Below are 22,362 nucleotides of genomic sequence, written 5' to 3' on the forward strand. Positions count from 1 at the left end.
AATTCCAGGAAAAGCCCGCAGCGGTTTTCCGTCCGGAATTACGCAAAAACGAATGACAGAAGCCACTCAGGGCCGGAGCGAAACCGGCCCTTTTTCCGTCAGCTCTGTATAGGCCAGCGTCTGGTCCAGATGCTCCGCCCGAAGCGAGAGAAGCTTTTCGGCGTAGGCGAGCCTGATCGCCGTGTAAACGCCGTCCTCGGCGACATTGGATAGTTCCGCCGGATCCTTTGAAAGATCGAAGAGCAGCGGCGGAAGACCCGCGCAATGGACGTATTTGAAACGCTCATCGCGGATAACGGCCAGATTGCAGGCATTGGACCGCAGGCCGAAATGCCGCTCGGGAATGCCCTCGGCAATATCGCGGAAATCGAACTCCCAGAAGGCCGCATCACGCCAACCTTCCGGTTCGGAACCGGAGAGGAAGGGCAGCAGGCTTTCGCCATCGACATGATTTGCCGGCGCAACACCCAGCCGGTCACACAGGCTTGGGAAAATATCAGCGGCGCTGGTGAAGCGTGCCACCTGCCGGCCATGCGTGGCGCTCTGACGGGGATCACGAATGACAAGGGGAACATGATAGCTTCCGTCGAAGAAGCCGCCCTTGCCGAGCATCCAGTGATCGCCCATCATCTCGGCATGGTCCGACGTGAAGACGATGACGGTATCGTCCCAGGCGCCGGCATCCTTCAGGGCCTGCCAGATCCGGCCAAGCTGCGCATCGACCTCGGCGATCATGCCGTAATAGATGGCGCGGATCGCCGAAAAATCCTCCGACGTCCACTCGTTGATGGAGCCTTTGCCGCCATACATGAAGCCGCCCTTGCCGATCAGCGGCAGGCCGAAGGCGAGCAGGGGATGCAGCGCCATTTCCGTCTCGCGGTCGGCGGCGCGTGCAAAGGCCGGGCCATCGGCGGTCGAGAACATGCGGTTATAGGGCTCCGGCACCGAGAAAGGCGGATGCGGCCGCAGGAAGGAAACATGCGCGAACCAGGGCTGATCCTGCTCGCCAAGCCAGCGGATGAACTCGCCCGCCAGAAAGGCCGTCTGCGTCTCGTCCCTGGAATAGGCCGGCGCATTGTTGGAAATTTCGCCGGGCTCGGCACTGAGCGGAATATGGATATCGCGGCTGACGGCATCGGCATGGCCGCGTGACCGCAGCCAGGAGAGCCACTGCTTCTCATGCTCCGGCAGAAGCTGCCGCGGCGTAAACCCGGGCAGCACGCCTTCATAGGTCGTCAGATGCGGATCATGGGGATCGCGGTCGCGCGGATCGGGCGCCGTGTCGGTATAGCCGAACAGCGTCGGATCGTAGCCGGCGCGGCGCGCCGCAAGCGCGACATTGTCGAAACGGGCATCCAGCGGCGAACCATTGCGGCAAACGCGATGGTTCATCTGATAAAGGCCGGTATAGAGCGTCGCCCGCGCCGGCGAGCAGGGTGCAGTACCGGCATAGTGGCGTCGAAAGAGCACGCCTTCCTTTGCCAGCGCATCGACATTGGGTGTCTTCACGCATTCATGTCCGACGGCGGAAAGGCAATCTCCCCGCCACTGGTCAGCCGAAATCAACAGAACGTTCGGGCGCTTGCCCCCAACACCAACCAAAGAGGAGGGTTCAGTGCTGGTTGGATTTGGCATGCCAATTCCATGCGGATTGGATGATCTCGGTTAGATCGTATTGCGGCGACCAGCCAAGGATATCGCGGGCCTTGTCGTTGTTGGCGACGAGCGTCGTCGAATCGCCTTCGCGGCGGCCGACATATTCGACCGGGAACGGCCGGTTCGACACCGTCTCGATCGTGCCGAGCAATTCCTTCACCGTCGTGCCCGTGCCGGTACCGAGATTGAGCGCGACGGAATCGCCGCCATCAAGCAGATATTCCACGGCGCGGACATGAGCGTCGGCAAGATCGAGCACATGGATGTAATCGCGGACACAAGTGCCGTCGCGCGTATCATAGTCACTGCCGAAGACCTTGAAACCCTGGCGGCGACCGAGGGCGGCATCGATGGCAAGCGGGATCGCATGGGTTTCCGGCGTATGCCACTCGCCGATGCGGCCCTCGAAATCGGCGCCGGCGGCATTGAAATAGCGCAGCACGACGGAGCGCAGGTCCTTGTACTGGTCGTAATCGGCAAGCGCCTGCTCGACGATGTATTTCGTGCGGCCATAGGGGTTGATCGGTACCTGCTGGTGGCTTTCATCAAGCGGCACGCTCTGCGGCAGGCCATAGGTCGCGCAGGTGGACGAAAAGACGAAAGCCTTCACGCCGGCCGCCTGTGCTGCCGAAAGCAGGGTCAGCGTGCCGATGACATTGTTTTCATAGAAGGAGACGGGATCCTTCACCGACTCACCGACCTCGATCAGTGCGGCAAAATGCAGGATGGCGGCCGGCTTGTGCTTGGCAAGGACTTCATCGAGACGCGCACGATCGCGGATATCGCCTTCCTCTGCCGGACCCCATTTGACGAACTCACGATGACCGTTGGAGAAATTGTCGTAGACGACGGGTTTGAACCCCTTGTTCGCCAGATCCAGACATGTGTGCGAACCGATATATCCGGCTCCGCCGACCACAAGCACCGTTTCTCCTGCCATGACCATCCCTTCTTGACTCACAAGGATTTGCCGCTCCAGACGCGGCGGACCAGTTCGATCCGACGCGTACACTTAGAGAGCTGTAGCCGACTTGCAAGGCGGGAGAAAGGAGCAAGATTGGTAGTCTCAAGAATGGACGGATACCCAGAAGCTAAGCCGGCTTGCCCTCTGCCTTGCCGGTATGCATAAGAATTCCGGCAAGCGCCAGAACCGGCGGCAGCAGGAAACAAGCCATGCCGGCAAGCATGAAAAGCGCCGCCGCCAGCGCACAGCCAAAGGCAAAGCCGCCGACGGCGACACCCATGCGGCCAAGCCGCGCCTTCATCGCAACTTTATCTTCCGGCTTGGCACCTCGCAGCAGGTCGGCAATGTCGATCATGATCTGCGTCGTCGTGCCCGTCATCATCGTCGTCGGCGGCGTCGAACCGAGATGGATGCGGTGCGCCGTCGTCTGAATGGCCATGGCGGCGACAAGCGTCATCCCTGTCAGAATCGGCTGCCACCCGTCCCCATCGCCAAACGGGCCGAAGCGTAGGGCGAGGATTGCCGCAAACACAAGCAGCAGCAATTTCAGCGTCAGGATGATCTGCAACGTCGGCAGATTGCGCCGCGAGAGATCGCCGCCAATAAGACGCGCGAGGATGACAACGACGCAGAAAACCGGCAGCGCCAGAAGCTTGGCTAGCGCGCCCGAGGTCCCGAGTACCAATGAAGCGCCGAGCGTAACGAAATTGCCCGTGACATGCGCCGTGAACAGCCCATGCAGGGCAAGAAACCCGGCGGTGTCGACATAGCCACCATTGATGCTCAGAAGGGTGGGAAGGCTCGGCTTCATTGGTTCCTCGCGCGCTTCGATCGTCTCCGACCTTATCGCGCCGAAAAGCCGCCGATGTCGAGATGCTTGCGTGGCCGCGAAACGAAACGTCGCCGTGCAACGCCGATCGGACGGCGGCGGCATACTGCAGATCAAAGTTGCATCCACGTGCCCAACCGGTCGTCTGTCACAAAGACGGTGGGAAGCAGCGCTTCACGATTCCAGCAGTTTTCTCGCGTCTTGTGCACCTCCTCGTCCAAGACCGTCGGATAAGGGCCGCAGCAGGACTAGCGATTCAACTGGGTCGTCGTGGCTTGTTGGACACGTTGGATTTCGCAACCAACTGGGGCGCGGCCTCATAAGCACTGTTCATTTGCGCCGAAATTTCACCCAACTTTGCGTTTCATCGTGACCCTGGCTGAATTCCAATAGCGCAATTTCGTCAACGGCATTTTCGCGACAGAACGGATCAGCCTCAAATGCAAATCTGGGTCAAGGCATTCCGAAACTGGCAGACCTACGCACGTTGCGGCATCTTCGTTGGTATCTTTGATTGAGAAATGGGCGGCGTTATACTAGATTTGCAAAAATAGTATAACGGAGCTTCTGATGAACCGCCTCGACACAATGTATCAAACGATCCTAGCCGAACTTGGTCAACGGGTTTTCGATGCCAGCTTCGTTTCCGACTTCCCGGCCGACGGCCGTTTTGTCTCCGTCACGGTGAAGGATCGCAAATATTGGTATTTCGATCAACCCGACGGGCAGGGCGGCCAAACTCGCCGCTATGTCGGTCCTGCTGATGATGCCGCGATCACTGAAAGGGTTACGCAATTCAAGGCGCTAAAGAATGATTTCACGTCACGCCGCAAGCTCGTTCGGACGTTGATTCGTGAAGGCGGACTTCCCAGACCTGAGAATAGGGCTGGGGACATCATTGAAGTTCTCGCCAATGCGGGTTTCTTCCGGCTGCGTGGCGTCCTCATCGGCACAGTCGCGTATCAATGCTACTCCGGCCTCCTCGGCGTCCGTCTGCCTTCCGCTTCCATGGTGACGGGTGACGCTGATCTCGCGCAAGATTTTGCAATCTCCAACGAAGTACAAGACAGCCTTCCCCCTATTCTCGATCTGCTCCGATCGGTCGACGAGACATTCCAGCCGATCCCGCCGCATGGTTCGGGCTCGCCGCGATCGTCGGCTTTCCGGACACAAGATGCTTACCGCGTCGAATTTTTGACCGGGAATCGAGGATCAGACGATTATTTGGACAAGCCTGCCGAAATGCCCGCCCTTGGCGGTGCCTCGGCTGATCCGCTCCGGTTTCTCGATTTCCTGATCTACGAGCCGGTGCGGACGGTCTTGCTGCATCAAGCTGGAGTGTCGGTTCTCGTACCCGATCCGGCTCGGTATGCCATTCATAAGCTGATCGTCGCCACGCGGCGGATTAAGACGGCCGATAGCTTTCTGAAGCAGCAGAAAGACCTCGATCAGGCGACAGCACTGATCGAGGCCATGGCGCAAGTGCGCCGATTCAACGATATGAGGGAAGCTCTTCAAGAGGCTTGGGCGAGAGGACCGGCTTGGCGAGAGGCGATCACCGAAGCGCTTTCCATGATCCCCAATGAAACTGCTAATCGGCTGGTGAAAGTCATCGATGAAAATGACGGGGGATAGGGGAAGGGGCCGCTACCGGCTCTGATGGGGACGGCCCCGACGGCATCTGTGTGCCAGAATGGAGACGTTGATCACCATTTAGAGGAGGCGTCCATGAAAGATGTTAGTATTATCGGACTGGATCTGGCGAAGAATGTGTTTCAGGTCCATTGCTCTGATAGAACTGGCAGCGCGCTTTTGCGCAAGAAACTTCGGCGTGATCAGTTGCTTGGACTTTTTGATCTGAACCGAAAGCGCGGCCCGTCCGTGGCCGTGGCCGACACTAGGCTTCGATCCTACCCGAACGAACAGCCGCTTTTGGGCGACAGCTGATGCGCCGGCGCGAAAGGCACCCTCTATTCCACTAGCGCCCGACGCTCCTCCAAAACCCGCATTCAGGTCTGTCGCCATCTCGCCACTACTCATTACCAGCCGAACAACCCGCATCTTCGCTTCTGTTGGACGACCAAAAGGCGGCTCCACGACACGGACTCGGGTATAGCCTGTCGTTTTCCTTTCAAATCTTTGGACGTTCTCAGCGATCAATACCACGGGCACGGTTGATCGTTCGACTTTGGCGCTCAGCGATAATCTCTTCTGTCCTATCTATAGCGACGGCACGCTGGACTGTGCGCAATTGGCCAAGGATGGATTTGAAGACCGGTTGCTGAGACCTTGAGACCATATTGGCAACATCGGTCTCGTTGCGCAAAATTGCGCCCGGTCCGAAGCGAGCATCAAGTGCCTTACTGACCACAGAAAATTCGTGTCGGACATCTGGTGACAAAGACCGGACCAATCGCGCCAGCTCGCGCGGGTTCTTCTCCGTCTCGGACGTGATGTGTCGCAGCTCAGTCTCGGCAATTCTCGTCAACGCTGGAATGGCTATTGCCATCCGTTCCCGCTCTATCATGACCACCGATTTTTCGGTCTCAAAAGCGCTCAAGTAATATCGACCAAGAGAGTGAATGTCGGCACTAACTGCGTTAACCGCCTGCAGTGCTTTCCTGCGCTCCCGGCCACCAGCGAGCAGCCTATCCATCGTTCTGGCGCTGCCGCGCAAAGGGCCATAGGCCGTTGGCTCTGTGGCAACAGCACGTGCAATACGCTCAGGGTCGATCTGCTTCAGCACCAGATCTTCGATCACCGCCACGGCGGCTGCGGGGTCGCGCCAGATCACGGATGCAGTCGCTATGAGTACAGCTCTTACCTGTTTGTAGTGCTCGGCCTCGATCACATGCATCCGCGCCTCCTCATCGAGGCTTGCCTTGAATTTCGTGACCGCTGGCAACATCGCAGGAGATTCGGGTTGGGCGAGACGCGCCTCTTCTGCAAACGATCGGGTAAGGGAATTCACTGCGGGTAATAGATCGGAAGCATCCGCCGTCGGAGCGGGCAAGGCGTCTTTGTCGCGTGTTGCGTGAATAGCAGTATTCCGCCCCGAAGTTTCGACTGCGACCCCGAAGGGCACGTTCGCCCGTTGCCAGAGCCGCGCCACATGATCACTTTGTACGCTGAGCCATTTGGATAGACGCTCAACCTGTGCCTCGACGGCGTGACCATACTCCGCGATAGTGTCGATGCCGCGCCGCCGTGCGAAGTCGAAAGCCACGGATCGATAAGACGCCTCGTTTTCGAAATCGAGCGTTGTCGTCTTTTCGCCGGGGCGCGACAGCCGTTCGACCAGTTGCGCAAAGAGCGTCGGAGGATGATGTTCGGCTGCAAACTGGTCCGCCCGATCCTTGGCCTTATCGGTTGAATATGCTGTCCAAATATTGCGGTCGACAACACGATCCTCAAAGTGCCTCGCGCCCGTTTCCTCATCAATAACCGGGACTTTGACGGTAACTTTTTCAGTTCCGTCCTTGCGCAGAGTCACTGTATCGCCGACCCCGACGCCGGCCTCCTCAAGCGCCTTGGGCAGACTGACGCCCCAAAGGCGATGCGTGGTTCCGTCGTTCGTTCTGACGTCAACATAAGGAGAAGGACCATCGTCGTCCCGCTTGCGAAACTTCGCAAGCCCAGTTTCAATAAGCTCGCCCGTGATGCCAGCGGCATGTTCGACGCGTACCGGCTTGCCCCATTCGAACTTTGGCTGAAAATCTTCCCTTGCCGCATATAGATCGACACGCTCGCGATGACGCGTCATGGCAACATATGTCAGGTGTCGGTCCATCATGCCCGTTGCCAGCACGAAAGCGCGGTCGAAGGTCGATCCTTGGGTCTTGTGAATCGTTGCGGCGTAGCCATGGTCGACATTGCGATAAGTGTCTTCGGAAAACATGACATCGCGACCATTGTCCAACCGAACAAAGAGAAATGGTTCCCCACCTCGACCCGCTATCGATATCACCGTTCCAAACATGCCGTTCTTGACATGCTGAACACTTAGGTGGGGGGCCTTGGGTTCGACGAACCGCGCATTTTCCAGGAAGATGATCCGGTCTCCCTCACGGAACTCACGTCTGCCGCGCTCTGTGCGAAACGACCTACCTTCCCCAAGCGCATCCTGTTGCAACATGACCGCACGGATCGCATCGTTGAGGCGTCTAACATCGCTATTGGTGTGGGCGAGAACCATCAACTCGTCACCCCGCAACTTACGACCGACGACCTGCGCCTTCGCAATAGCATCAAGGCGAGCGTTGGCCCAGTCGGAGACGATGCGTTGAACCGCATCATTGCGCGTGTCACTTTCGAGGACATGGCCATGGGCGCTATAGGCCCTCAAGGCTTCCTCAACATTTCCACGGGCAAACAGACCGGACGCCTCTCGCGCCCATTCGTGTCTCTGGCGGCGAACGCCGACCAATTCGGCAAAGCCGATGCGCTCGACGATGGCACGGAAGGCGGCCCCCGCCTGGATCGGCTGAAGCTGCATCGCGTCGCCGACAAGAACCGCTTTCGCACCGGCATCCTCGACGCGTTTGAGAAGACGCGCCATCTGTTGCGACGACACCATACCAGCTTCGTCCAGAACCAGCACGTCGCCCTTCTGCAGCAGGTCATAGTCGTTTTTCCAGGCAAGCTCCCAAGCGGCAATCGTACGTGAACGGATCCCGGAACTACCAGTCAATGCCTCCACCGCCTTGCCGGCGAGCGCTGCTCCGAGGACGCGCCTGCCGTCTCCTTCCCATACGAGACGTGCCACACTCAGCAATGTCGATTTGCCAGCACCCGCGACACCGACGACTGCGGCAATGCCGCTATCGGCCGTGATGTGTCGGACCGCATCGACCTGCTCGGCATCGAGGCGAATGGCCTTGTTTGGCGCTGCCTCAATCTCCCCTATGGCAGCATCAACTTGGGATGACGATATCGCGAAGCCACCGATGTTCGAAAGGTTGAATGCCGACCGCGCCATATGGAATTCGGTCCTAATCGTCGCGCGCGTAGTGAAGACCGCCGGCAGCTCGACCCCACCAGTTTCCGAACTCACCTGCTGCGGCCGTAGCATTACCAAGTCGTCTGACGCCATCAGTTTCGCGCGGATATTGGCAAAGACGATTGGATCATCAACGTGGCGGTGCAGGGCACGGGCGATCTCGGCTTCATCGAAAGTCGAGCGCTCGTTGCTGAGTTGCCTAAGCAGTAGGGCGGGGTCGGCAGCGAGGCGATCCGCCGTCTCGTAACGCTGTGCCAATGCTGCAGGGGCGAAATAGACATCGGCACCGTTGCGTAGACGCGCTGTGCGGGCGGGACCGAGATGGCGCTGCCCCATTCCCCGCAACCCCTGCTCCTCATAGGAGCGGCCGTCTATGCGGATATCGTGACCGGCAAGGGCCAGATGGTGCGTTACCGTTTGAGCCCATGCAAGCTTCCACTCCTCCAGCGTTGCCTTGTTGCCTGCCCATGGATGGCGAATGATTTCTCCTTTCTGCCTGCGACGCGTTTTGTGGCGTAACGGCTCACCGCCGTCGTCAACGACAGCGACGCGCTTCAGCCCAAATCCCTCCGCTGTTAGTGGACGCAGCGTGGTGATAACGTGGACGTGCGGATTGCCCTTCTTGTCGTGATAGACCCAGTCTGCCACCATTCCGCGCGACACTAGGTTCTCGCGAACGAAGTCGCGTACCAGGGCGATATTCTCCTTCCTGCTGAGCTCGTTTGGAAGCGCAAGGATGATCTCGCGGGCCAACTGTGCATTACGTTGGGTCTCGAAACGATCGACGGCATTCCAAAGCGCTTCGCTGGCGCCGGCAACCGATCGTCCGTCGATTAAAATTCGCAACCATGCCGGTGTATCATCAGGCAGAGCGAGTTCCTCATGGACGAGTTCGGCCGCGTCTGCGGAGTAGAGGAACCTAGTCCCCACCTGCTCATCCATCATCTTGGTACGATGACGATAGGCGGCAGCCGAGACAATGTTCTGTCCCGCTCCGCGGCTGATTATTTTCGCTCTCAAAAACATAATAGCCATATTTGACTCTATATTTTCTGGCACATCCGCATCGCGGATAGCGAGATATTTAGCGGCAATTTCTTCGAAAAATCCGCAATTTTCCAAGGCGAATTCCACTTTCCTATATTATTGCAGCTGATTTGACTACATTATTTAATATAGTATAAAAGATGCCAACAGACTCGGCTCTGATGAAAGGAAGGACAGATATGCGTGCAAGAACCACGGTTTCCGAGATCGACACACAGATCGAGCTGCTCAGAGAGAAACGAAAGACCATGGTCGCCAAGGCCAATGACCGTTTCGCTAGCGCGGCACGGAGGGCAGGTCTCGCCGAACTGGACATTTCCGACGCCGAGCTCAATGAGATTCTCGTCGAAATCACAGCGCGATTTCGCGACGGCGAAAAAAGGACAGCGGGCGAATCCGCTTAAGAGGCTGGATCAGCGGATTATGCTTCTCGAACGAAGGCGGCAGCGCGATATGACAAACGATCGCAAGCGCGAATCGCGCGAAAAGATGATCTTCGGCGGATTGATCATCAAGGCTGGCTTGAGAAAAGCCGATCGCGCGTTCCTGCTTGGCGCCTTGATCGAGGCCAGCCGGATCCCGCCAGATACTGCGCAGTACCGCGAGCTTCACAAGATTGGTATGGAAGCGTTCCGAGCCGATGCACGCATGAATAATTCGGAGAGCAAGGATCTAGATGTTTGACCCAGGCTTTGATCCCGCCGACGATACCCCCTCTGACACGTTCATCTTTACATCGAGGCCTTCAGCGTCACGGAATTTCGCGATTACCAACGTCGAAGGCGACAAGTAGCGAACAAAGAAGCGGCTGCGTACGGATGTTGCTCGTCTCCTGCAATTTATACATTGCGTAACTAAACTACGACTGAATGATCGATCCGTGGGAGCCGTTTGACGGACAGATCTCATCAATAATCGTGGCCAAGAATTGCCACTAGCCACTTCTCCGCGTCAGAACCTGACCAAACAGCGGGGCGGGAGTAGGCCCTCTTGCGAAACGACCGATTTATGCGGCTTTGGCCATCAAAGCCTCCTGATGTGCATTTGGCGGACGCGATGGATTTAATGCCTACCCTTGTCGGAAGGCGCGCTCTATGGCTCTCGGTTTTGATCGTAAAACACTTTGAGCGCCGCTTGTAAGCCGAAAGATATGTCGATAAATTTGCATTTCATCGACATAATTTGCCAATGTGTCGACGCCATCGACATATTACCCGCTGTGTGTCAATGAAATGAGGAATCATCGACATGACGTTTCGACCTGACCGCCCTTACAACGATCTTCCCGTGTTGCCCCCGCGTTCAGACGTTGAAACGAAGGAAATACTCAAGGCCTGCATCGCTGCTCGGGCCGCTCTCGCGGAATTACGGGTGTCGGGACAGCTTATTCCCAACCAGTCGATCCTGATTAACTCGATCCCGCTACTCGAGGCGCAAGCAAGCTCCGAAATCGAGAACATCGTCACCACGACAGACAGGCTCTTCCGTTTTGCAAACGAAGCCGGCAATCACGCCGATCCCGCGACAAAGGAAGCGCTCCGTTATCGCACGGCTCTCAGCGAAGGATTTCAATCGCTCCGGAACCGGCCGGTCTCGACATCTACAGCAGTTGCCGTCTGCCGAACGATCAAGGGCATCGATCTCGACATTCGCTCAACGCCAGGCACGGCACTGATGAATGAGGCTACTGGCACGGTCATCTACACCCCGCCGGAAGGTCAGGAATTGCTCCGGAGCAAGCTTGCCAACTGGGAACGCTACATCCACGAGGCCGAGGATATCGATCCGTTGATCCGCCTTGCGGTAATGCACTACCAGTTCGAAGCCATTCACCCATTTGCTGATGGCAATGGCCGCACCGGACGCGTTTTGAACCTCCTCTATCTCGTCGACAAAGGACTACTCGACATTCCAGTGCTCTACCTTAGCCGCTACATCATTGGCAATAAGAGAGCTTATTATGACCGGCTATTGGCCGTGACAACGGAAGGCGCCTGGGAGGGCTGGATACTCTATATGCTGGAAGCAGTTCGCGACACAGCGGAATGGTCGACAGCTCGCATTCGTGCTATTCGCGATCTTCTCAACGAGACGGCAGAAAGCATTCGGCGGGATATACCGAGGATTTATTCGCGAGAACTCGCAGAAGTAATCTTTGTGAACCCTTATTGCCGGATCGGCGACCTCGTTGAGGCGCAGATCGCCAAGCGGCAATCCGCATCAGTCTATCTTAAGCTTCTTGTCGAAGCCGGCCTACTCCAAGAAATCAAAGCCGGACGAGAAAATCTCTATATCAATCCGGCGTTACTCACCCTCCTCCGTGATCAAGCCATAGTGCGGCATGATCAATGAGGCACAGGAACGGCAAGTTTCCCCTGATCGGCTATTTAGTGTTTCCACAGGAGAGCAGACAACGGATGCCCAAGAAGTTGAACTGCGCTCGGTCGGCTGCGACATCATTGTTCAAGAACAGGGTTCAGTCCAATCCCTTACCCGGGCTGCACTATCCTGGCAAAGCGCCTGCGCAACGTTGATACCGGAGACGCGCTCGTTGCCGTACGCCTCGATCGTTCGGCTCGTTCGCTGAGCCATCTATTCGAGGTCATCGAGGATCTCTCGGTCAGAGGGGCGCATTTCCGATTGCTACAAGATCCGATCGACAGCTCTATAACGCAGCGCATGTTCTCGCGCCAAGTGCTTGGCGGCGTTGCACAGCTCGAACGCGCGCTGATCTCCGAACGAGCAAAAGGCATCAAGGCCGCAAGAACAACGGGCGGACTTCCAGTTGACGCCGCCTCCGAGAAAGAACCCCGGAGGCCTTAGCGAAAATGACCGCGGTGCGGAAAGCGGCTTGCGCCGATCGCATCGAAGCTTCCGCCAGCCAATGGCTTTCTTCGGACGCATCGTCGAAGTTACCTCGCGAGCGTAGCTATTAGATATGGTCATTGTCCTGTATTTATTGCGAAAAAATGCCATCAATAACGCTGACTTTGCTATTTTGTAAGCGTTAGAATCGATCCGGACAGCTGGAAACCTGCCTCATGCAATCTTACTCGCCGCGCTCGTCCTCGAGAGCGGCAATTTCGTCGGAAATTTCCGCAATCCGTTGCCGGAGCTCCGCTTCGGTACCGTCGTCCACCTCGCCTTCGCCGAAACAATAGCGCGCTATATGCAGCTCAAGCCTGGCTTCGAGCTGCTCGCGCTGGGTGCGCAGTTGTTTAAGATAGCTGTTTCGCATCGCGAGCCACGCTTTCCGAGAAAAGAAGATAAGTCTCACCTAAATAAATGGGATCGAAACCAGAAAGTTTCGATAGGCATCCTGCGCCAAAGCTGAGACGCGACGCGCGACAAGACCGCACGCTAAGGCCATTGCAAAGCAGCTGACCGCTCATCACATTCATGCGAATCGCATCTGAAATGATCCTGAAGGCAAATATTAGGCGCTGACATCCGCTTCGGATTTGGGCTAATTCAGGCGGAATGTTCGAGGTATGGTGTGTTGAACGAAAAAATTGCAGTCATTGGCCTCGGTTATGTGGGCCTACCAGTCGCGATCGCGCTCGCCGAAAAATTCCACGATGTGGTCGGTTTTGACATCAACGCTTCGCGCATCGCCGCGCTAAAGGCGGGCGACGACGATACCCGTGAGGTTTCGCCCGAGCGGCTGAAGGCCAGTGGCCTTCGGATCTCAGGCGAAATTGAGGATTTGCGGGGTCGCGATTTCTTCATCGTCGCCGTGCCGACACCGATCGACCGGAACCGGCAACCCGATCTGCGGCCGATGATTTCGGCCTCGCGCACCGTTGGCAAGGTTTTGCGCGAAGGTTCGATCGTCGTCTACGAATCGACCGTCTATCCAGGTGTGACCGAAGAAGTCTGCGGCCCGGTACTGGCCGAAGTCTCCGGCCTGCGCCAGGGCGAGGATTTCCATGTCGGCTACTCGCCGGAGCGCATCAACCCCGGCGACAAGGAACATACATTCGAGCGCATCGTAAAGGTGGTCGCCGGCGACGACGAGGAAACGCTGGAAAGGATCGCCGCCATCTATGGCGCCGTGGTTGAGGCCGGCATCCACCGCGCCCCCAGCATCAAGGTGGCCGAGGCCGCCAAGGTGATCGAGAACACCCAGCGCGACCTGAACATTGCACTGATGAACGAGCTTTCGATCATTTTCGAGAAGATGGATATCCGCACGGCCGATGTGCTGAAGGCGGCCCGTACGAAGTGGAATTTCCTGCCTTTCACTCCCGGCCTGGTCGGCGGCCACTGCATCGGCGTCGATCCCTATTATCTGACCGCGAAGGCCGAAGAGCTCGGCTACCACCCGGAAGTCATCCTGTCGGGCCGGCGTATCAACGACGGCATGGGCGCCTTCATCGCCCAGAAGCTCATCAAGATGCTGGTCGCGGCGAAAAAGCCGATCAATGGTGCCCGGATCGGCATATTCGGCCTGACCTTCAAGGAAAACGTGCCCGATCTGCGCAACAGCCGCGTTCCCGATATTATCAGTGAACTGCGTCAGTTCGGCCTGGAACCGCTGGTCCACGACCCGATGGCGAGCCATTCGGAAGCTGAAGAAGAATATGGCATCAAGCTCAAGGAGTTGCAGGATTTCGGCAAGCTTGACGCCCTCGTCCTTGCCGTTCCCCACAAATCCTATCTGGCCGAGGGTGCCGGCAAGATCCTCGATCTCTTGAGTGAGAACGGCGTCGTCGTCGACGTGAAGGCCGCTCTCGATCGGAGCAACTCTTTGCTGGAAGGCCATTCCGTCTGGAGTCTCTAAGGCTGAAAGGCTGGCTTAGCGCGCCTTCGCCCCTGCACCGGCGACCGTCGCCGCCAACCCCTCTTCGATCGAATAGGGCGGCGACCAGCCGGTAACCGCCCTCGTCTCGCCGATATCGACCTGAAGCGAGCCAAGCAGCCGCTGCGCGGCGGCTCGACGCCCCAGAAGCGCGGCGAGCCCCTCCAGCAACGCTGGGGGCACCGGCAGCATCCAAGCCTTGCGCCCCGCGGCCAAGGATAGTTTGGCGATCAGTTGGCCGATCGAAAGATCTTCGCCATCACTGACCAGAAACACGCGATTTCCAGCGGCCGGATGGCGAGCGCTGAGCAACATGAAGTCGGCGAGATTGCCGACGAAGATCAGCGACCTGCGGTTTCGAACCGCCCCGAACGGCCAGGGAAACGGCCGGGCGGCCCATGTCATCAGGCTTGCGAAATTCGCCCTCACCCCTGGGCCGTAGACGAGCGGCGGCCGGATGATGACGACCTCCATACCCGTTTCCGCTGATATCGCAAGCAGGGCCTCCTCCGCCTCGAGCTTCGAGCGGCCATAGGCATCTTCCGGATGCGGCGCGTCCGAAGCGCTGAAGGGCTCTCCCGCCGCCGTCCCCTCGCCGTTGACCTTGATCGAGCTTAAAAAGATGAAGCGTTTCACGCCCGCGCCGGCTGCCTGCCGCGCCAGATTGGCCGTTGCATCGACATTGACGGCGCGAAACGCGGCTAGCGGATCGGCAGCACTCTCGTTCATGACATGGACGCGGGCTGCCAGATGCATGACGATATCGACACCGGCAAGCGCTCCGGTCCAATCGGTATCGCCATTAGCTGCCCCGATGACGGCGAAGCCTGGGCGGGAGTTGCGACTGACCGGCCGATAATCCATCCGCCGGCGGGAAAGCTCCGCGCATAGAGCCTGTCCGACAAAACCCGTCGCACCCGTCACCAGGATCATGCCTACGCTGCCTCCGCTTTTGCGCACCATTATTAGCTGAGACATGCTTTGCACAGGATATTCGCTCGGAACAAGGGCGGGGAATCTTGCCGTGGATGGTTGTGCTTAAAATCGCGATATGAGATGCACAGGGCAATGACGACCTTCATTACCCTTACAACACAGGGCGATGCAACGATAAGAGATGATGCTTTATACGATCGCCAAGCGCCTTTTCGATTTTCTCGCCGCTTTTGCGGCGGCCATCGTCTTTTTCATTCCGATCCTGATCGTCGCACTCGCAGTACGGCTGACGTCGCGCGGCCCGATCCTCTATTGGTCGGATCGCGTCGGCCGCAAAAACAAGATCTTCCGCATGCCGAAATTTCGCAGCATGCGCACCGACACGCCTGCGGTCGCAACCCATCTGCTGAAGGACCCCAAGATTTATCTGACGCCCATTGGCTCCTTCCTGCGCAAATCCAGCCTCGACGAACTGCCGCAGCTCTGGTGCATCCTCAAAGGAGAGATGAGCATCGTCGGCCCGCGCCCTGCCCTTTTCAATCAGCACGACCTCATAGCCCTGCGCACCGAGCGCGGCGTCGACGCTTTGCTGCCGGGCTTGACCGGCTGGGCGCAGGTCAACGGCCGCGACGAACTGCCGATCCCCGAGAAGGTGGCCCTGGACGAAGACTATCTGCGCCGGCGCTCCTTTCTTTTCGATCTCAAGGTGATTTTCCTGACAGCCTTGAAAGTGGTCCGGCGCGACGGAGTTGCCCATTAACAAGCATCCGGCGAAATCGACATCATTGATGCACCGGCATCGGAAAATGCCGCATTCCTGCCCCTTTGCAACCATAGGGGCGGTCATGGGGGCGAGAAATGCCGGATGATGAACCGACTCTAGACGAAGGCGGACCACATTGGACGACTCGCGCATGAACAAACCGCATGCTGATCTCGCAGCTGAGCCGATCGGCGTCACAAAGGCCTCAAGCAGCATGGCAAAGCCGGTCGCCATCATCGGTGGCCTGCTCTGGCTACTCGTCGCCTCCCCGACCGTGGTCGAAAGCGATGCCTATCGCTATGCCACCGCGCTTCTCTCTCTGATCGCCCTCTATTATTATATCAAGGCACCGATACGGCCGCGCACGGACTGGATCGGCTGGCTGTGCATGGGCTGGGCCTTCTATGTCATGGCCCGGTTCTTCATCACCTTCTGGCTGACGCCGCAGCACGATATCGGCGCCTCGGACTGGCTATATGCCTTCCCCTTCTTCTTCCCCATCATGGGCGTCGCTTTCCTGCTTTATGAAGAGCTGATGGAGAAGATCGTCGCGGCCTATTTTGCCGTGGTCCTCATCATGCTTGTGGCAACACAGCATCTGTGTGAGGTCTTTGCCGGCGAGACCATCCGCCCGCTGATCATGAACAATCAGATCCATGGCGCCGTCGCCTGCGGCATGATCGTGATCTTCACCCTGTTCTGGCTATTGCACTACCTGACGGACAAATCGAGCGATCGCCGGATCGCGCGCTTCGCCTATATCGTCTCGCCCTTCATCTTCGCGCTCTGTTTCATCGCCATCTACGGCGCCAAATCGAAAGGCGTCTGGCTGGCGCTCGGCATCACCCTGCCGCTGCTGGCTCTGATTACGCTGACCTATCTGCGCCTGAAGAGCGGCGTCATCGCCATCATTGCCGTTGCGGCCCTTTTGATCGCCGGCATCTATGGTGTCAGGCACAATCTCGACAAGACGGCAGGACCGACCGTATCGGCGGCCATTTCCATGGTGGAGAATGTAGCCAACGGCCATGAGATGGGCGGCGTGGTCTCCAATACCATCAGCTCGACCAACACCCCTGTATCAATGGACGAGCGCCTGCAGCTCTGGTCGAACAGCTGGGAGGTCTTTTCCTCCGCACCGATCTTCGGCTGGGGCAACAGATGGCTCGAGCGCTGGGCCGAAACCCGCTATTCCCATATCCAGTACACGCTGCTGCACAACGGATACCTGGAAATCCTGGTGCGCTACGGCCTATTCGGCGCGGCAATCATGGGCTTCATGCTCGCCACCTTCATCCGCGCTGTCTGGCGCGCCCGCAAGGCAGGCATCATCCCGCGCGCCGCATGGCACGCCTACATCGCCTGCCTTTTCTTTTTCTCATTGACGCTCCTCAGTAACTCCAACAACCGCCTGGCGATCGGCGAAAGCCTGGCCTTCGCAAGCTCCGCCTTCGCCTGCTGGTGCCATATGCGGCTGAAGGGGGAGTATTTGACGACGCCGAAGGTTGAGATGAAGGAAGCGGCCGTGAGAGCGTGAGCATGATAGTTGTACGAACGCTTCGGGTAGCTGGTTGGCATAGTGCACAGGCCGCCGTGACCGATCCGTGAGCGCCTCCAACCCGTCTTCCTTGTAGCGATTGAAGATCTTATAGCCGGTCTTACGCGAGATCCCGAACTCCCTGTCGGGCGACATGAGAAACTAACCCCCTGTCGACACTGGGAACTGCCCACTCCGCATGGATGAGGCTAACAGAAAACGAGTGGGGCCGAACCCGCGCAGGTACGGGACAATGACGCGAGCGCCTGCGTCCGCAAGACGAGACGCGACTTCGTCATAGGCGTGGGGGTCGTAAGGAAATCCGTGGCAGCTACATGCGTCCAATTCGGATTTCAAGTTCGTCCGATCCGGAATTCGTAGCCGTCCGTTTCGGAAACTCGATGCGGACACGTGCCGCTACCGGGAAGAGCAAGCGGCGGCCCGTTAGAGGCCGCTTTTCAATTCCTAAGAACCCAGCAGATTATGTCAGGCTGTACGATGCTCCACTATCAACGGCCGATGTGAGGGCGCAAAGCAATCGTCCCTCGCTCGGTTGCGACTCCATTCGTTTAAAACGACAACCCATAGCCCAAAAATGGAATCTGTTGATGTGAGGGAATCGAACCCGCGACCAGAATGGTGTGAACGCCTGGGTCCGCTTGCGCTGGAATTGGGCACGGGGCGAGAAACAGATATGAAGCCAGTCCATCGTATGGACAAAATTCGTCCATACGTATATACAGTGGTTGTCATGACAACAAGGACGTCACATGCTCAGTATCCGAGATCAGGAAGTTCGCACCCTAGCGGAAACCGTCATGCGCAAACGTGGCGCCTCCAACCTGACCGCCGCTATCAAGCTTGCGTTGCAGCACGAGATTGAGCGGGCTGACGAAGCTGTGCCCTTGAAACAGCACGTCGCGGAGATCCGTGCCCGCGCGCTTGCCAAGGCAAAACTCCCGCCGACCGCGCCCTTGACCAAAGAGGAACGCGACGCACTCTGGGGCCAATGATGTTCATCGAGACCTCGGCATTCGTCGCCATCCTTGCGGGAGAACCGGAGGCCGACTTATACCTAGCCGCAGTCGATGGCGCCGTACGCCGACAAACCGGCGCGCATGTCCGGCTTGAGGCAACCATCAACCTGGCGCGTATTCTTGGGCTAGAGATCCTTGATGCCCAAGAGATGTTCGACGCCTTTCTTCAAGCGGCCAAAATTACCGTGGTTCCAATCACCGATGCGATCGCTCGGCGCGCAGTGGAGGCTTTTGCCGTATACGGCAAAGGAAAGGGTCACCCAGCCCAACTCAATTTCGCCGACTGCCTGTCCTATGCCTGTGCGCACAGTCTCAACATACCGATCCTGTTCAAAGGTCGTGATTTTACAGAAACAGATCTCAAGAGCGCTTTACCCGACGCGAGCTGAGCCGCTTCAATCGAGCAACCGGTCAACCAAGACCGAGTGGAAGTGTCCGGGAGCCGCAGCGCCGCCAACATTCGCTACAACACCTACGCCCGAAAGGGTCGGAGCCTTTCATATCGAGCCGTCTTTATGAAATACTGAATGGCATGCTTTTGACGGAGAACGTGGCTCCTGAAAGGGGTTAGAACTTACGAACCCTGCAGTCACAAAGGTCCTCCGCCTCAAATTCGTGCCGCCTCCATTACCGCCTGAACCGTCGATCGACATGCTGGCCCAGCTGGAAAGGCTGAGCCTAGCCGAGCGGGCCTTTGGGCGCGCCATCCTCATTCGATAGGCCGATGTCGAAGGCGTCGCGAACCACCGCTTCCGCTGACCTTACCTCCTCGTCCGTCATCTTTTCGAATTCACGGCTGCGCCGCTTCTTAGAAAGCGTACCCTCGTTCTGACGGATGAAATTGATGAGGCTGGAGATCATCCCGTCCGGCATCTCAAGGAAATCCTGAATGCGTCCCTTCGCTTCATCGAAGCGCGCGAGGTGATCGATCTCATTTGGCAGGTCATGCTTGATCGTCTGTATGACGCAAGCATAGAGAAATTCCGTCAACTCCGTGTAATCCCCGAACCTATAGAGATCGGCGGTGTCGTTGACGACACTCACGTTTTTCTCCGGTGTCGGCACCCATTCGATAAAGGGCAACAGCGGTCCGGTGTAACCGCGCAGGCGCGCACTATACTCCTCCTGGCGTTCAAGAAGTACGGAAGAAATGGGAAAGATCATGCCGGCGGGCGTATATCCGCGCTCAGACAGAACATGGTGTATGAGATACCGATGCAGGCGACCGTTTCCGTCTTCGAAGGGATGGACGAAGACGAAGGCGAAGGCCATGACCGAGGCTTGAAGTACGGCATCGATCCCACTCTCCGCCATCCTGCTTCCTGCGGCTATGATCCCTGCGAGAAGATCGGTAATGTCTTCGTGCCGAGCTGAAACGAATTCGGGGAGAGGATCGTCGTTCCAGTCGCGATCGCCAATAAAGCCGCCGGCGTCTCGCAGCCCGCGCTTGATGAACCGGTTCTCCTCGATGACAATATGCTGGAGGCGCACGAGTTCGTCCACTGTGATCGGCCGCTTTCCCGCTTGGGCAACAGCCCTCATCCAACGCTCGAGGCGGCTTCGCGGTGGGCGTTCGCCTTCGATCTGGTAGGATGCCTGGCTATCCGACAGGAGCAAAAAGCTTGCCGCGCGCGTAACGATCCCCTTCCCGATCTTTCCGATGAGCTCTTTGGCTTCAGCATCCCAGCGGTGGGCGACCGTGTCGACGAGATATTCGGTGCGCCTTAATACGGGGCAGAATGTGGGTGTGCCGAGAAGATTGTCTCGCACGCGGTGGCGAGATGAATTCATAGGAGTCGATGTAAAGTAGCTCGCGGTGTCAAGCGCTTCAACATAGTTCCCCCGTTCGGCGTCCGGAATGTCAAGGCGTGTACCGGTCAACCATTCATAGAAGAACCAGATCCGACGCGTCATGCTGCTCGTCGGTTCGGCTTCGATCAGCGCTGCGATCTCACTTGCCGGGGCGATGTGAAATAGCTTTTTTAGGATCAACAGATCGATCGTCTCGTGCCTCAGTGCGAAAGACAGATGTCCAAGCAAGCTGTCCTCTGGAGCGAAGCGCTTGTCGAAGATCGTCCAATCTTCATGTGCTCTCCTCGAGCCATAGACGAAGCCCTTCGCGACGCACGAGGGGCGACGAACGGGGGCTGCAATCCCGTATTTCTGGATGAGAGCTGCATACCCAACGGGAACCGTATCCGTTGGCACGATACGCTCTTGGAAGACCGCCGGATTTGCGGGATTGGCTGTCATGCCGACTTCCTTCCTCATCGAAAAACAAGTTACATCATCGAAGGATGATTATTTTCGAGGCATAATATCGAAAATCGCTTACATCGGAAATCAATTATCCTTATCGAAAAACGCTTAGATTCGAACAATCATATCGAAAATTGATTATACCGGATATGAGCCTCATCGAAACCGCAAGTTTCGCATCGAAAATCGATTAGTAACTGAGGTCGATATAGAAAACCAATTAGAATCCTCAGCGACTGACGACCTCGGCTTTTCGCTCAACAACGCACTAAGAGAGTCATTGCCAAGTTGATGCTGCTGCGACCAACCGGCTCGCCACTGCGAAGTTCAAGTATTTGTCAATGCTCTCTATTTTCGTCGCATAATCCGCGGGCAACTACGAGGCCGTGCGACGAAAGATGGCATGCGGCCCTGGAGAGCGCTCACGTACCCCGAATTTCGCATGCACATCGGCCATTTTCCGGCTCAGTTTTCCGATGAACGAGGCGGTTCGCCCGAAGCCGAGGATTGCATGACGGCGAAACGGAATGGGGCCGCCCCGATCACGGCTTAAAATAAATCTCGCTCACCCGAAACCGCCCATCGATCCGCTTGCACTGGACAATGATATCGATCGCGACCTTGAGCAAACCACGAATATCGCTGCGCTCAAGGTCACGACCACCTTCCGACTCTTTTACGAGCAACGTCAGTTGCTCCAATGCTAGCGCCGCAGAATCGGCATGGACCGTTGTAATTGATCCAGGGTGTCCTGAATTGACATTGCGGATGTAGTAGAAGGCCGAGCCGTCGCGCAGCTCCTGTAGAAGAATGCGATCGGGTCGCATCCTGAGGCACGATTCGAGCAGATCTTTCGCACTGATTTTCGCCAGCCCCTGTTCTCCTTTCGAATAGAAAAGCCTGACGTGATTAGGCTGCGTGATCACCAGCTCCGGCGTATCCTCGATCGAGATTATCCGCTCATGCTCCGGGATATGCCGGATCAATGCCTTCGACAGGGTTGTCTTGCCGGATCCGGTCGCGCCTGAGATGATGATGTTTTTGCGCGCAAGAACCGCCGCACGTAGAAACGTCGCGTAATTGCCTGCCTTAAGAATCTTGTCCAACCTCGTATCCGAGGATTCGACATCACGGTTCGGCGAGGAGACATTGGAAAATAATCCCCCCCTTTCGAGATCAACCAACGTCAGCGTCACCGACGGCGGCTTTCTGATCGTGATGCTGACCGTGCCCTTGCTCGTTGCCGGCGGAACAATGATCTGAATCCGCTCTTCATCGGGCAAAGAGGCCGATAAGATCGGCCGGGCCTCGTCGATTGCTTGGTTCGAATAGCTTGCAATGGCCCGGGCCAGACGCATGAGCTTCTCAAAGCTAAGATCCGGCAACGCGTGGTGCCGCCATCCCTCCGCCCCCTCAGTCAGGACTTCACCTGGGCGGTTGACGACAATCTCATAGAGAGATTTATCCTTCAGGAAGCGAGACAGTGGCAAAAGCAATTCACGTACGACACCAGCATCTGAAGCTTCCGCCATCT

General features: G+C 57.4%; 18 protein-coding genes and 4 pseudogenes. 12 read left to right on the forward strand and 10 right to left on the reverse strand.

Annotated features, from left to right (window positions below; all coding sequences use genetic code 11):
- Window positions 1-66: 66 nt before the first annotated feature.
- The 3 genes from ABOK31_RS16235 to ABOK31_RS16245 form a co-directional block, all read right to left on the reverse strand.
- On the reverse strand, window positions 67-1,635 hold the full coding sequence (locus ABOK31_RS16235) for an alkaline phosphatase family protein (RefSeq protein WP_349956692.1): 1,569 nt from the start codon (window positions 1,633-1,635) through the stop codon (window positions 67-69).
- Window positions 1,613-2,596, reverse strand: a complete 984-nt coding sequence (gene galE, locus ABOK31_RS16240) for a UDP-glucose 4-epimerase GalE (protein ID WP_075853799.1) — start codon at window positions 2,594-2,596, stop codon at window positions 1,613-1,615. Before galE ends, ABOK31_RS16235 begins: the two co-directional genes overlap by 23 nt.
- A 151-nt stretch (window positions 2,597-2,747) precedes the next feature.
- Entirely contained in the window at window positions 2,748-3,431 is a 684-nt protein-coding gene (locus ABOK31_RS16245) for a DUF1275 family protein (RefSeq protein WP_349956693.1), read from the reverse strand.
- A gap of 588 nt (window positions 3,432-4,019) precedes the next feature.
- Between ABOK31_RS16245 and ABOK31_RS16250 the strand changes: the two genes are divergently transcribed.
- Together ABOK31_RS16250 and ABOK31_RS16255 are read left to right on the forward strand one after the other, a co-directional pair.
- Entirely contained in the window at window positions 4,020-5,084 is a 1,065-nt protein-coding gene (locus ABOK31_RS16250; protein ID WP_349956694.1) for a GSU2403 family nucleotidyltransferase fold protein, read from the forward strand.
- Window positions 5,085-5,177: 93 nt separating this feature from the next.
- Window positions 5,178-5,294: pseudogene (locus tag ABOK31_RS16255) on the forward strand (IS110 family transposase); the annotation flags it as partial.
- Window positions 5,295-5,598: 304 nt separating this feature from the next.
- Here the strand turns inward: ABOK31_RS16255 and traA are convergent.
- Window positions 5,599-9,483 (reverse strand): Ti-type conjugative transfer relaxase TraA, encoded by a 3,885-nt coding sequence (gene traA / locus ABOK31_RS16260; RefSeq protein ID WP_349958978.1) that lies wholly within the window; start codon window positions 9,481-9,483, stop codon window positions 5,599-5,601.
- Between the two features lie 191 nt (window positions 9,484-9,674).
- Between traA and ABOK31_RS16265 the strand changes: the two genes are divergently transcribed.
- The 5 genes and pseudogenes from ABOK31_RS16265 to ABOK31_RS16285 all read left to right on the forward strand — a co-directional run bounded on the left by ABOK31_RS16265 (window position 9,675) and on the right by ABOK31_RS16285 (window position 12,318).
- Window positions 9,675-9,899 carry a TraC family protein gene (locus ABOK31_RS16265; RefSeq protein ID WP_349956695.1) on the forward strand — a complete coding sequence of 75 codons (225 nt, stop codon included), beginning with the start codon at window positions 9,675-9,677 and terminating at the stop codon, window positions 9,897-9,899.
- 49 nt (window positions 9,900-9,948) lie between these two features.
- Window positions 9,949-10,179, forward strand: a complete 231-nt coding sequence (locus tag ABOK31_RS16270; protein ID WP_349958979.1) for a conjugal transfer protein TraD — start codon at window positions 9,949-9,951, stop codon at window positions 10,177-10,179.
- 11 nt (window positions 10,180-10,190) lie between these two features.
- A pseudogene (locus ABOK31_RS16275) lies at window positions 10,191-10,285 on the forward strand (IS481 family transposase); the annotation flags it as partial.
- Window positions 10,286-10,743: 458 nt separating this feature from the next.
- Entirely contained in the window at window positions 10,744-11,847 is a 1,104-nt protein-coding gene (gene fic / locus ABOK31_RS16280; protein ID WP_349956696.1) for a protein adenylyltransferase Fic, read from the forward strand.
- A gap of 168 nt (window positions 11,848-12,015) precedes the next feature.
- Window positions 12,016-12,318: a recombinase family protein gene (locus tag ABOK31_RS16285; RefSeq protein WP_349958980.1), complete on the forward strand. Its 303-nt coding sequence runs from the start codon at window positions 12,016-12,018 to the stop codon at window positions 12,316-12,318.
- A gap of 226 nt (window positions 12,319-12,544) precedes the next feature.
- Here the strand turns inward: ABOK31_RS16285 and ABOK31_RS16290 are convergent, their stop codons facing one another.
- Window positions 12,545-12,733, reverse strand: a complete 189-nt coding sequence (locus ABOK31_RS16290) for a hypothetical protein (RefSeq protein WP_349956697.1) — start codon at window positions 12,731-12,733, stop codon at window positions 12,545-12,547.
- A 258-nt stretch (window positions 12,734-12,991) separates the two neighbouring features.
- On the opposite strand from ABOK31_RS16290, the gene ABOK31_RS16295 reads away from it, so the two are divergent.
- Entirely contained in the window at window positions 12,992-14,278 is a 1,287-nt protein-coding gene (locus tag ABOK31_RS16295) for a nucleotide sugar dehydrogenase (protein ID WP_349956698.1), read from the forward strand.
- Window positions 14,279-14,293: 15 nt separating this feature from the next.
- Here the strand turns inward: ABOK31_RS16295 and ABOK31_RS16300 are convergent, their stop codons facing one another.
- The gene (locus ABOK31_RS16300) at window positions 14,294-15,229 is read right to left on the reverse strand and encodes an SDR family oxidoreductase (RefSeq protein WP_349956699.1); all 936 of its coding nucleotides are present in this window, start codon (window positions 15,227-15,229) and stop codon (window positions 14,294-14,296) included.
- 187 nt (window positions 15,230-15,416) lie between these two features.
- Here ABOK31_RS16300 and ABOK31_RS16305 point away from each other — a divergent pair, with 187 nt between their 5' ends.
- A complete protein-coding gene (locus ABOK31_RS16305) occupies window positions 15,417-15,992 on the forward strand; it encodes a sugar transferase (RefSeq protein ID WP_349958982.1) in 576 nt (191 codons plus the stop codon).
- Between the two features lie 154 nt (window positions 15,993-16,146).
- Window positions 16,147-17,532 carry an O-antigen ligase family protein gene (locus ABOK31_RS16310; protein WP_349956700.1) on the forward strand — a complete coding sequence of 462 codons (1,386 nt, stop codon included), beginning with the start codon at window positions 16,147-16,149 and terminating at the stop codon, window positions 17,530-17,532.
- 48 nt (window positions 17,533-17,580) lie between these two features.
- On the opposite strand, the pseudogene ABOK31_RS16315 reads toward ABOK31_RS16310, so the two are convergent.
- Together ABOK31_RS16315 and ABOK31_RS16320 are read right to left on the reverse strand one after the other, a co-directional pair.
- Window positions 17,581-17,676, reverse strand: a pseudogene (locus ABOK31_RS16315) (helix-turn-helix domain-containing protein); the annotation flags it as partial.
- Window positions 17,677-17,718: 42 nt separating this feature from the next.
- Window positions 17,719-17,859: pseudogene (locus tag ABOK31_RS16320) on the reverse strand (alpha/beta hydrolase); the annotation flags it as partial.
- A gap of 443 nt (window positions 17,860-18,302) precedes the next feature.
- Between ABOK31_RS16320 and ABOK31_RS16325 the strand changes: the two are divergent.
- Both ABOK31_RS16325 and ABOK31_RS16330 read left to right on the forward strand, forming a co-directional pair.
- On the forward strand, window positions 18,303-18,545 hold the full coding sequence (locus ABOK31_RS16325) for a type II toxin-antitoxin system VapB family antitoxin (RefSeq protein ID WP_349956701.1): 243 nt from the start codon (window positions 18,303-18,305) through the stop codon (window positions 18,543-18,545).
- Window positions 18,545-18,958, forward strand: coding sequence for a type II toxin-antitoxin system VapC family toxin (locus ABOK31_RS16330; RefSeq protein WP_350019261.1), 414 nt, complete (start codon window positions 18,545-18,547; stop codon window positions 18,956-18,958). The genes ABOK31_RS16325 and ABOK31_RS16330 overlap by 1 nt, the downstream gene beginning before the upstream one ends.
- Window positions 18,959-19,247: 289 nt before the next feature.
- Here the strand turns inward: ABOK31_RS16330 and ABOK31_RS16335 are convergent, their stop codons facing one another.
- Together ABOK31_RS16335 and virB11 are read right to left on the reverse strand one after the other, a co-directional pair.
- Window positions 19,248-20,822 carry a Fic family protein gene (locus tag ABOK31_RS16335; protein ID WP_349956703.1) on the reverse strand — a complete coding sequence of 525 codons (1,575 nt, stop codon included), beginning with the start codon at window positions 20,820-20,822 and terminating at the stop codon, window positions 19,248-19,250.
- 548 nt (window positions 20,823-21,370) lie between these two features.
- Window positions 21,371-22,360 (reverse strand): P-type DNA transfer ATPase VirB11, encoded by a 990-nt coding sequence (gene virB11 / locus ABOK31_RS16340; RefSeq protein WP_349956704.1) that lies wholly within the window; start codon window positions 22,358-22,360, stop codon window positions 21,371-21,373.
- Window positions 22,361-22,362: the final 2 nt, after the last annotated feature.

Source organism: Rhizobium sp. ZPR4 (assembly GCF_040215725.1).
GTDB classification, from domain to species: domain Bacteria; phylum Pseudomonadota; class Alphaproteobacteria; order Rhizobiales; family Rhizobiaceae; genus Rhizobium; species Rhizobium rhizogenes_D.

What these genes read in the sequence shown, in the direction of transcription:
- ABOK31_RS16235 (WP_349956692.1), bottom strand. Translation starts at nt 1,635, where the DNA reads ATGCCAAATCCAACCAGCACTGAACCCTCCTCTTTGGTTGGTGTTGGG.
- galE (WP_075853799.1), bottom strand. Translation starts at nt 2,596, where the DNA reads ATGGCAGGAGAAACGGTGCTTGTGGTCGGCGGAGCCGGATATATCGGT.
- ABOK31_RS16245 (WP_349956693.1), bottom strand. Translation starts at nt 3,431, where the DNA reads ATGAAGCCGAGCCTTCCCACCCTTCTGAGCATCAATGGTGGCTATGTC.
- ABOK31_RS16250 (WP_349956694.1), top strand. Translation starts at nt 4,020, where the DNA reads ATGAACCGCCTCGACACAATGTATCAAACGATCCTAGCCGAACTTGGT.
- traA (WP_349958978.1), bottom strand. Translation starts at nt 9,483, where the DNA reads ATGGCTATTATGTTTTTGAGAGCGAAAATAATCAGCCGCGGAGCGGGA.
- ABOK31_RS16265 (WP_349956695.1), top strand. Translation starts at nt 9,675, where the DNA reads ATGCGTGCAAGAACCACGGTTTCCGAGATCGACACACAGATCGAGCTG.
- ABOK31_RS16270 (WP_349958979.1), top strand. Translation starts at nt 9,949, where the DNA reads ATGACAAACGATCGCAAGCGCGAATCGCGCGAAAAGATGATCTTCGGC.
- fic (WP_349956696.1), top strand. Translation starts at nt 10,744, where the DNA reads ATGACGTTTCGACCTGACCGCCCTTACAACGATCTTCCCGTGTTGCCC.
- ABOK31_RS16290 (WP_349956697.1), bottom strand. Translation starts at nt 12,733, where the DNA reads ATGCGAAACAGCTATCTTAAACAACTGCGCACCCAGCGCGAGCAGCTC.
- ABOK31_RS16300 (WP_349956699.1), bottom strand. Translation starts at nt 15,229, where the DNA reads ATGATCCTGGTGACGGGTGCGACGGGTTTTGTCGGACAGGCTCTATGC.
- ABOK31_RS16305 (WP_349958982.1), top strand. Translation starts at nt 15,417, where the DNA reads ATGCTTTATACGATCGCCAAGCGCCTTTTCGATTTTCTCGCCGCTTTT.
- ABOK31_RS16310 (WP_349956700.1), top strand. Translation starts at nt 16,147, where the DNA reads ATGAACAAACCGCATGCTGATCTCGCAGCTGAGCCGATCGGCGTCACA.
- ABOK31_RS16325 (WP_349956701.1), top strand. Translation starts at nt 18,303, where the DNA reads ATGCTCAGTATCCGAGATCAGGAAGTTCGCACCCTAGCGGAAACCGTC.
- ABOK31_RS16330 (WP_350019261.1), top strand. Translation starts at nt 18,545, where the DNA reads ATGTTCATCGAGACCTCGGCATTCGTCGCCATCCTTGCGGGAGAACCG.
- ABOK31_RS16335 (WP_349956703.1), bottom strand. Translation starts at nt 20,822, where the DNA reads ATGACAGCCAATCCCGCAAATCCGGCGGTCTTCCAAGAGCGTATCGTG.
- virB11 (WP_349956704.1), bottom strand. Translation starts at nt 22,360, where the DNA reads ATGGCGGAAGCTTCAGATGCTGGTGTCGTACGTGAATTGCTTTTGCCA.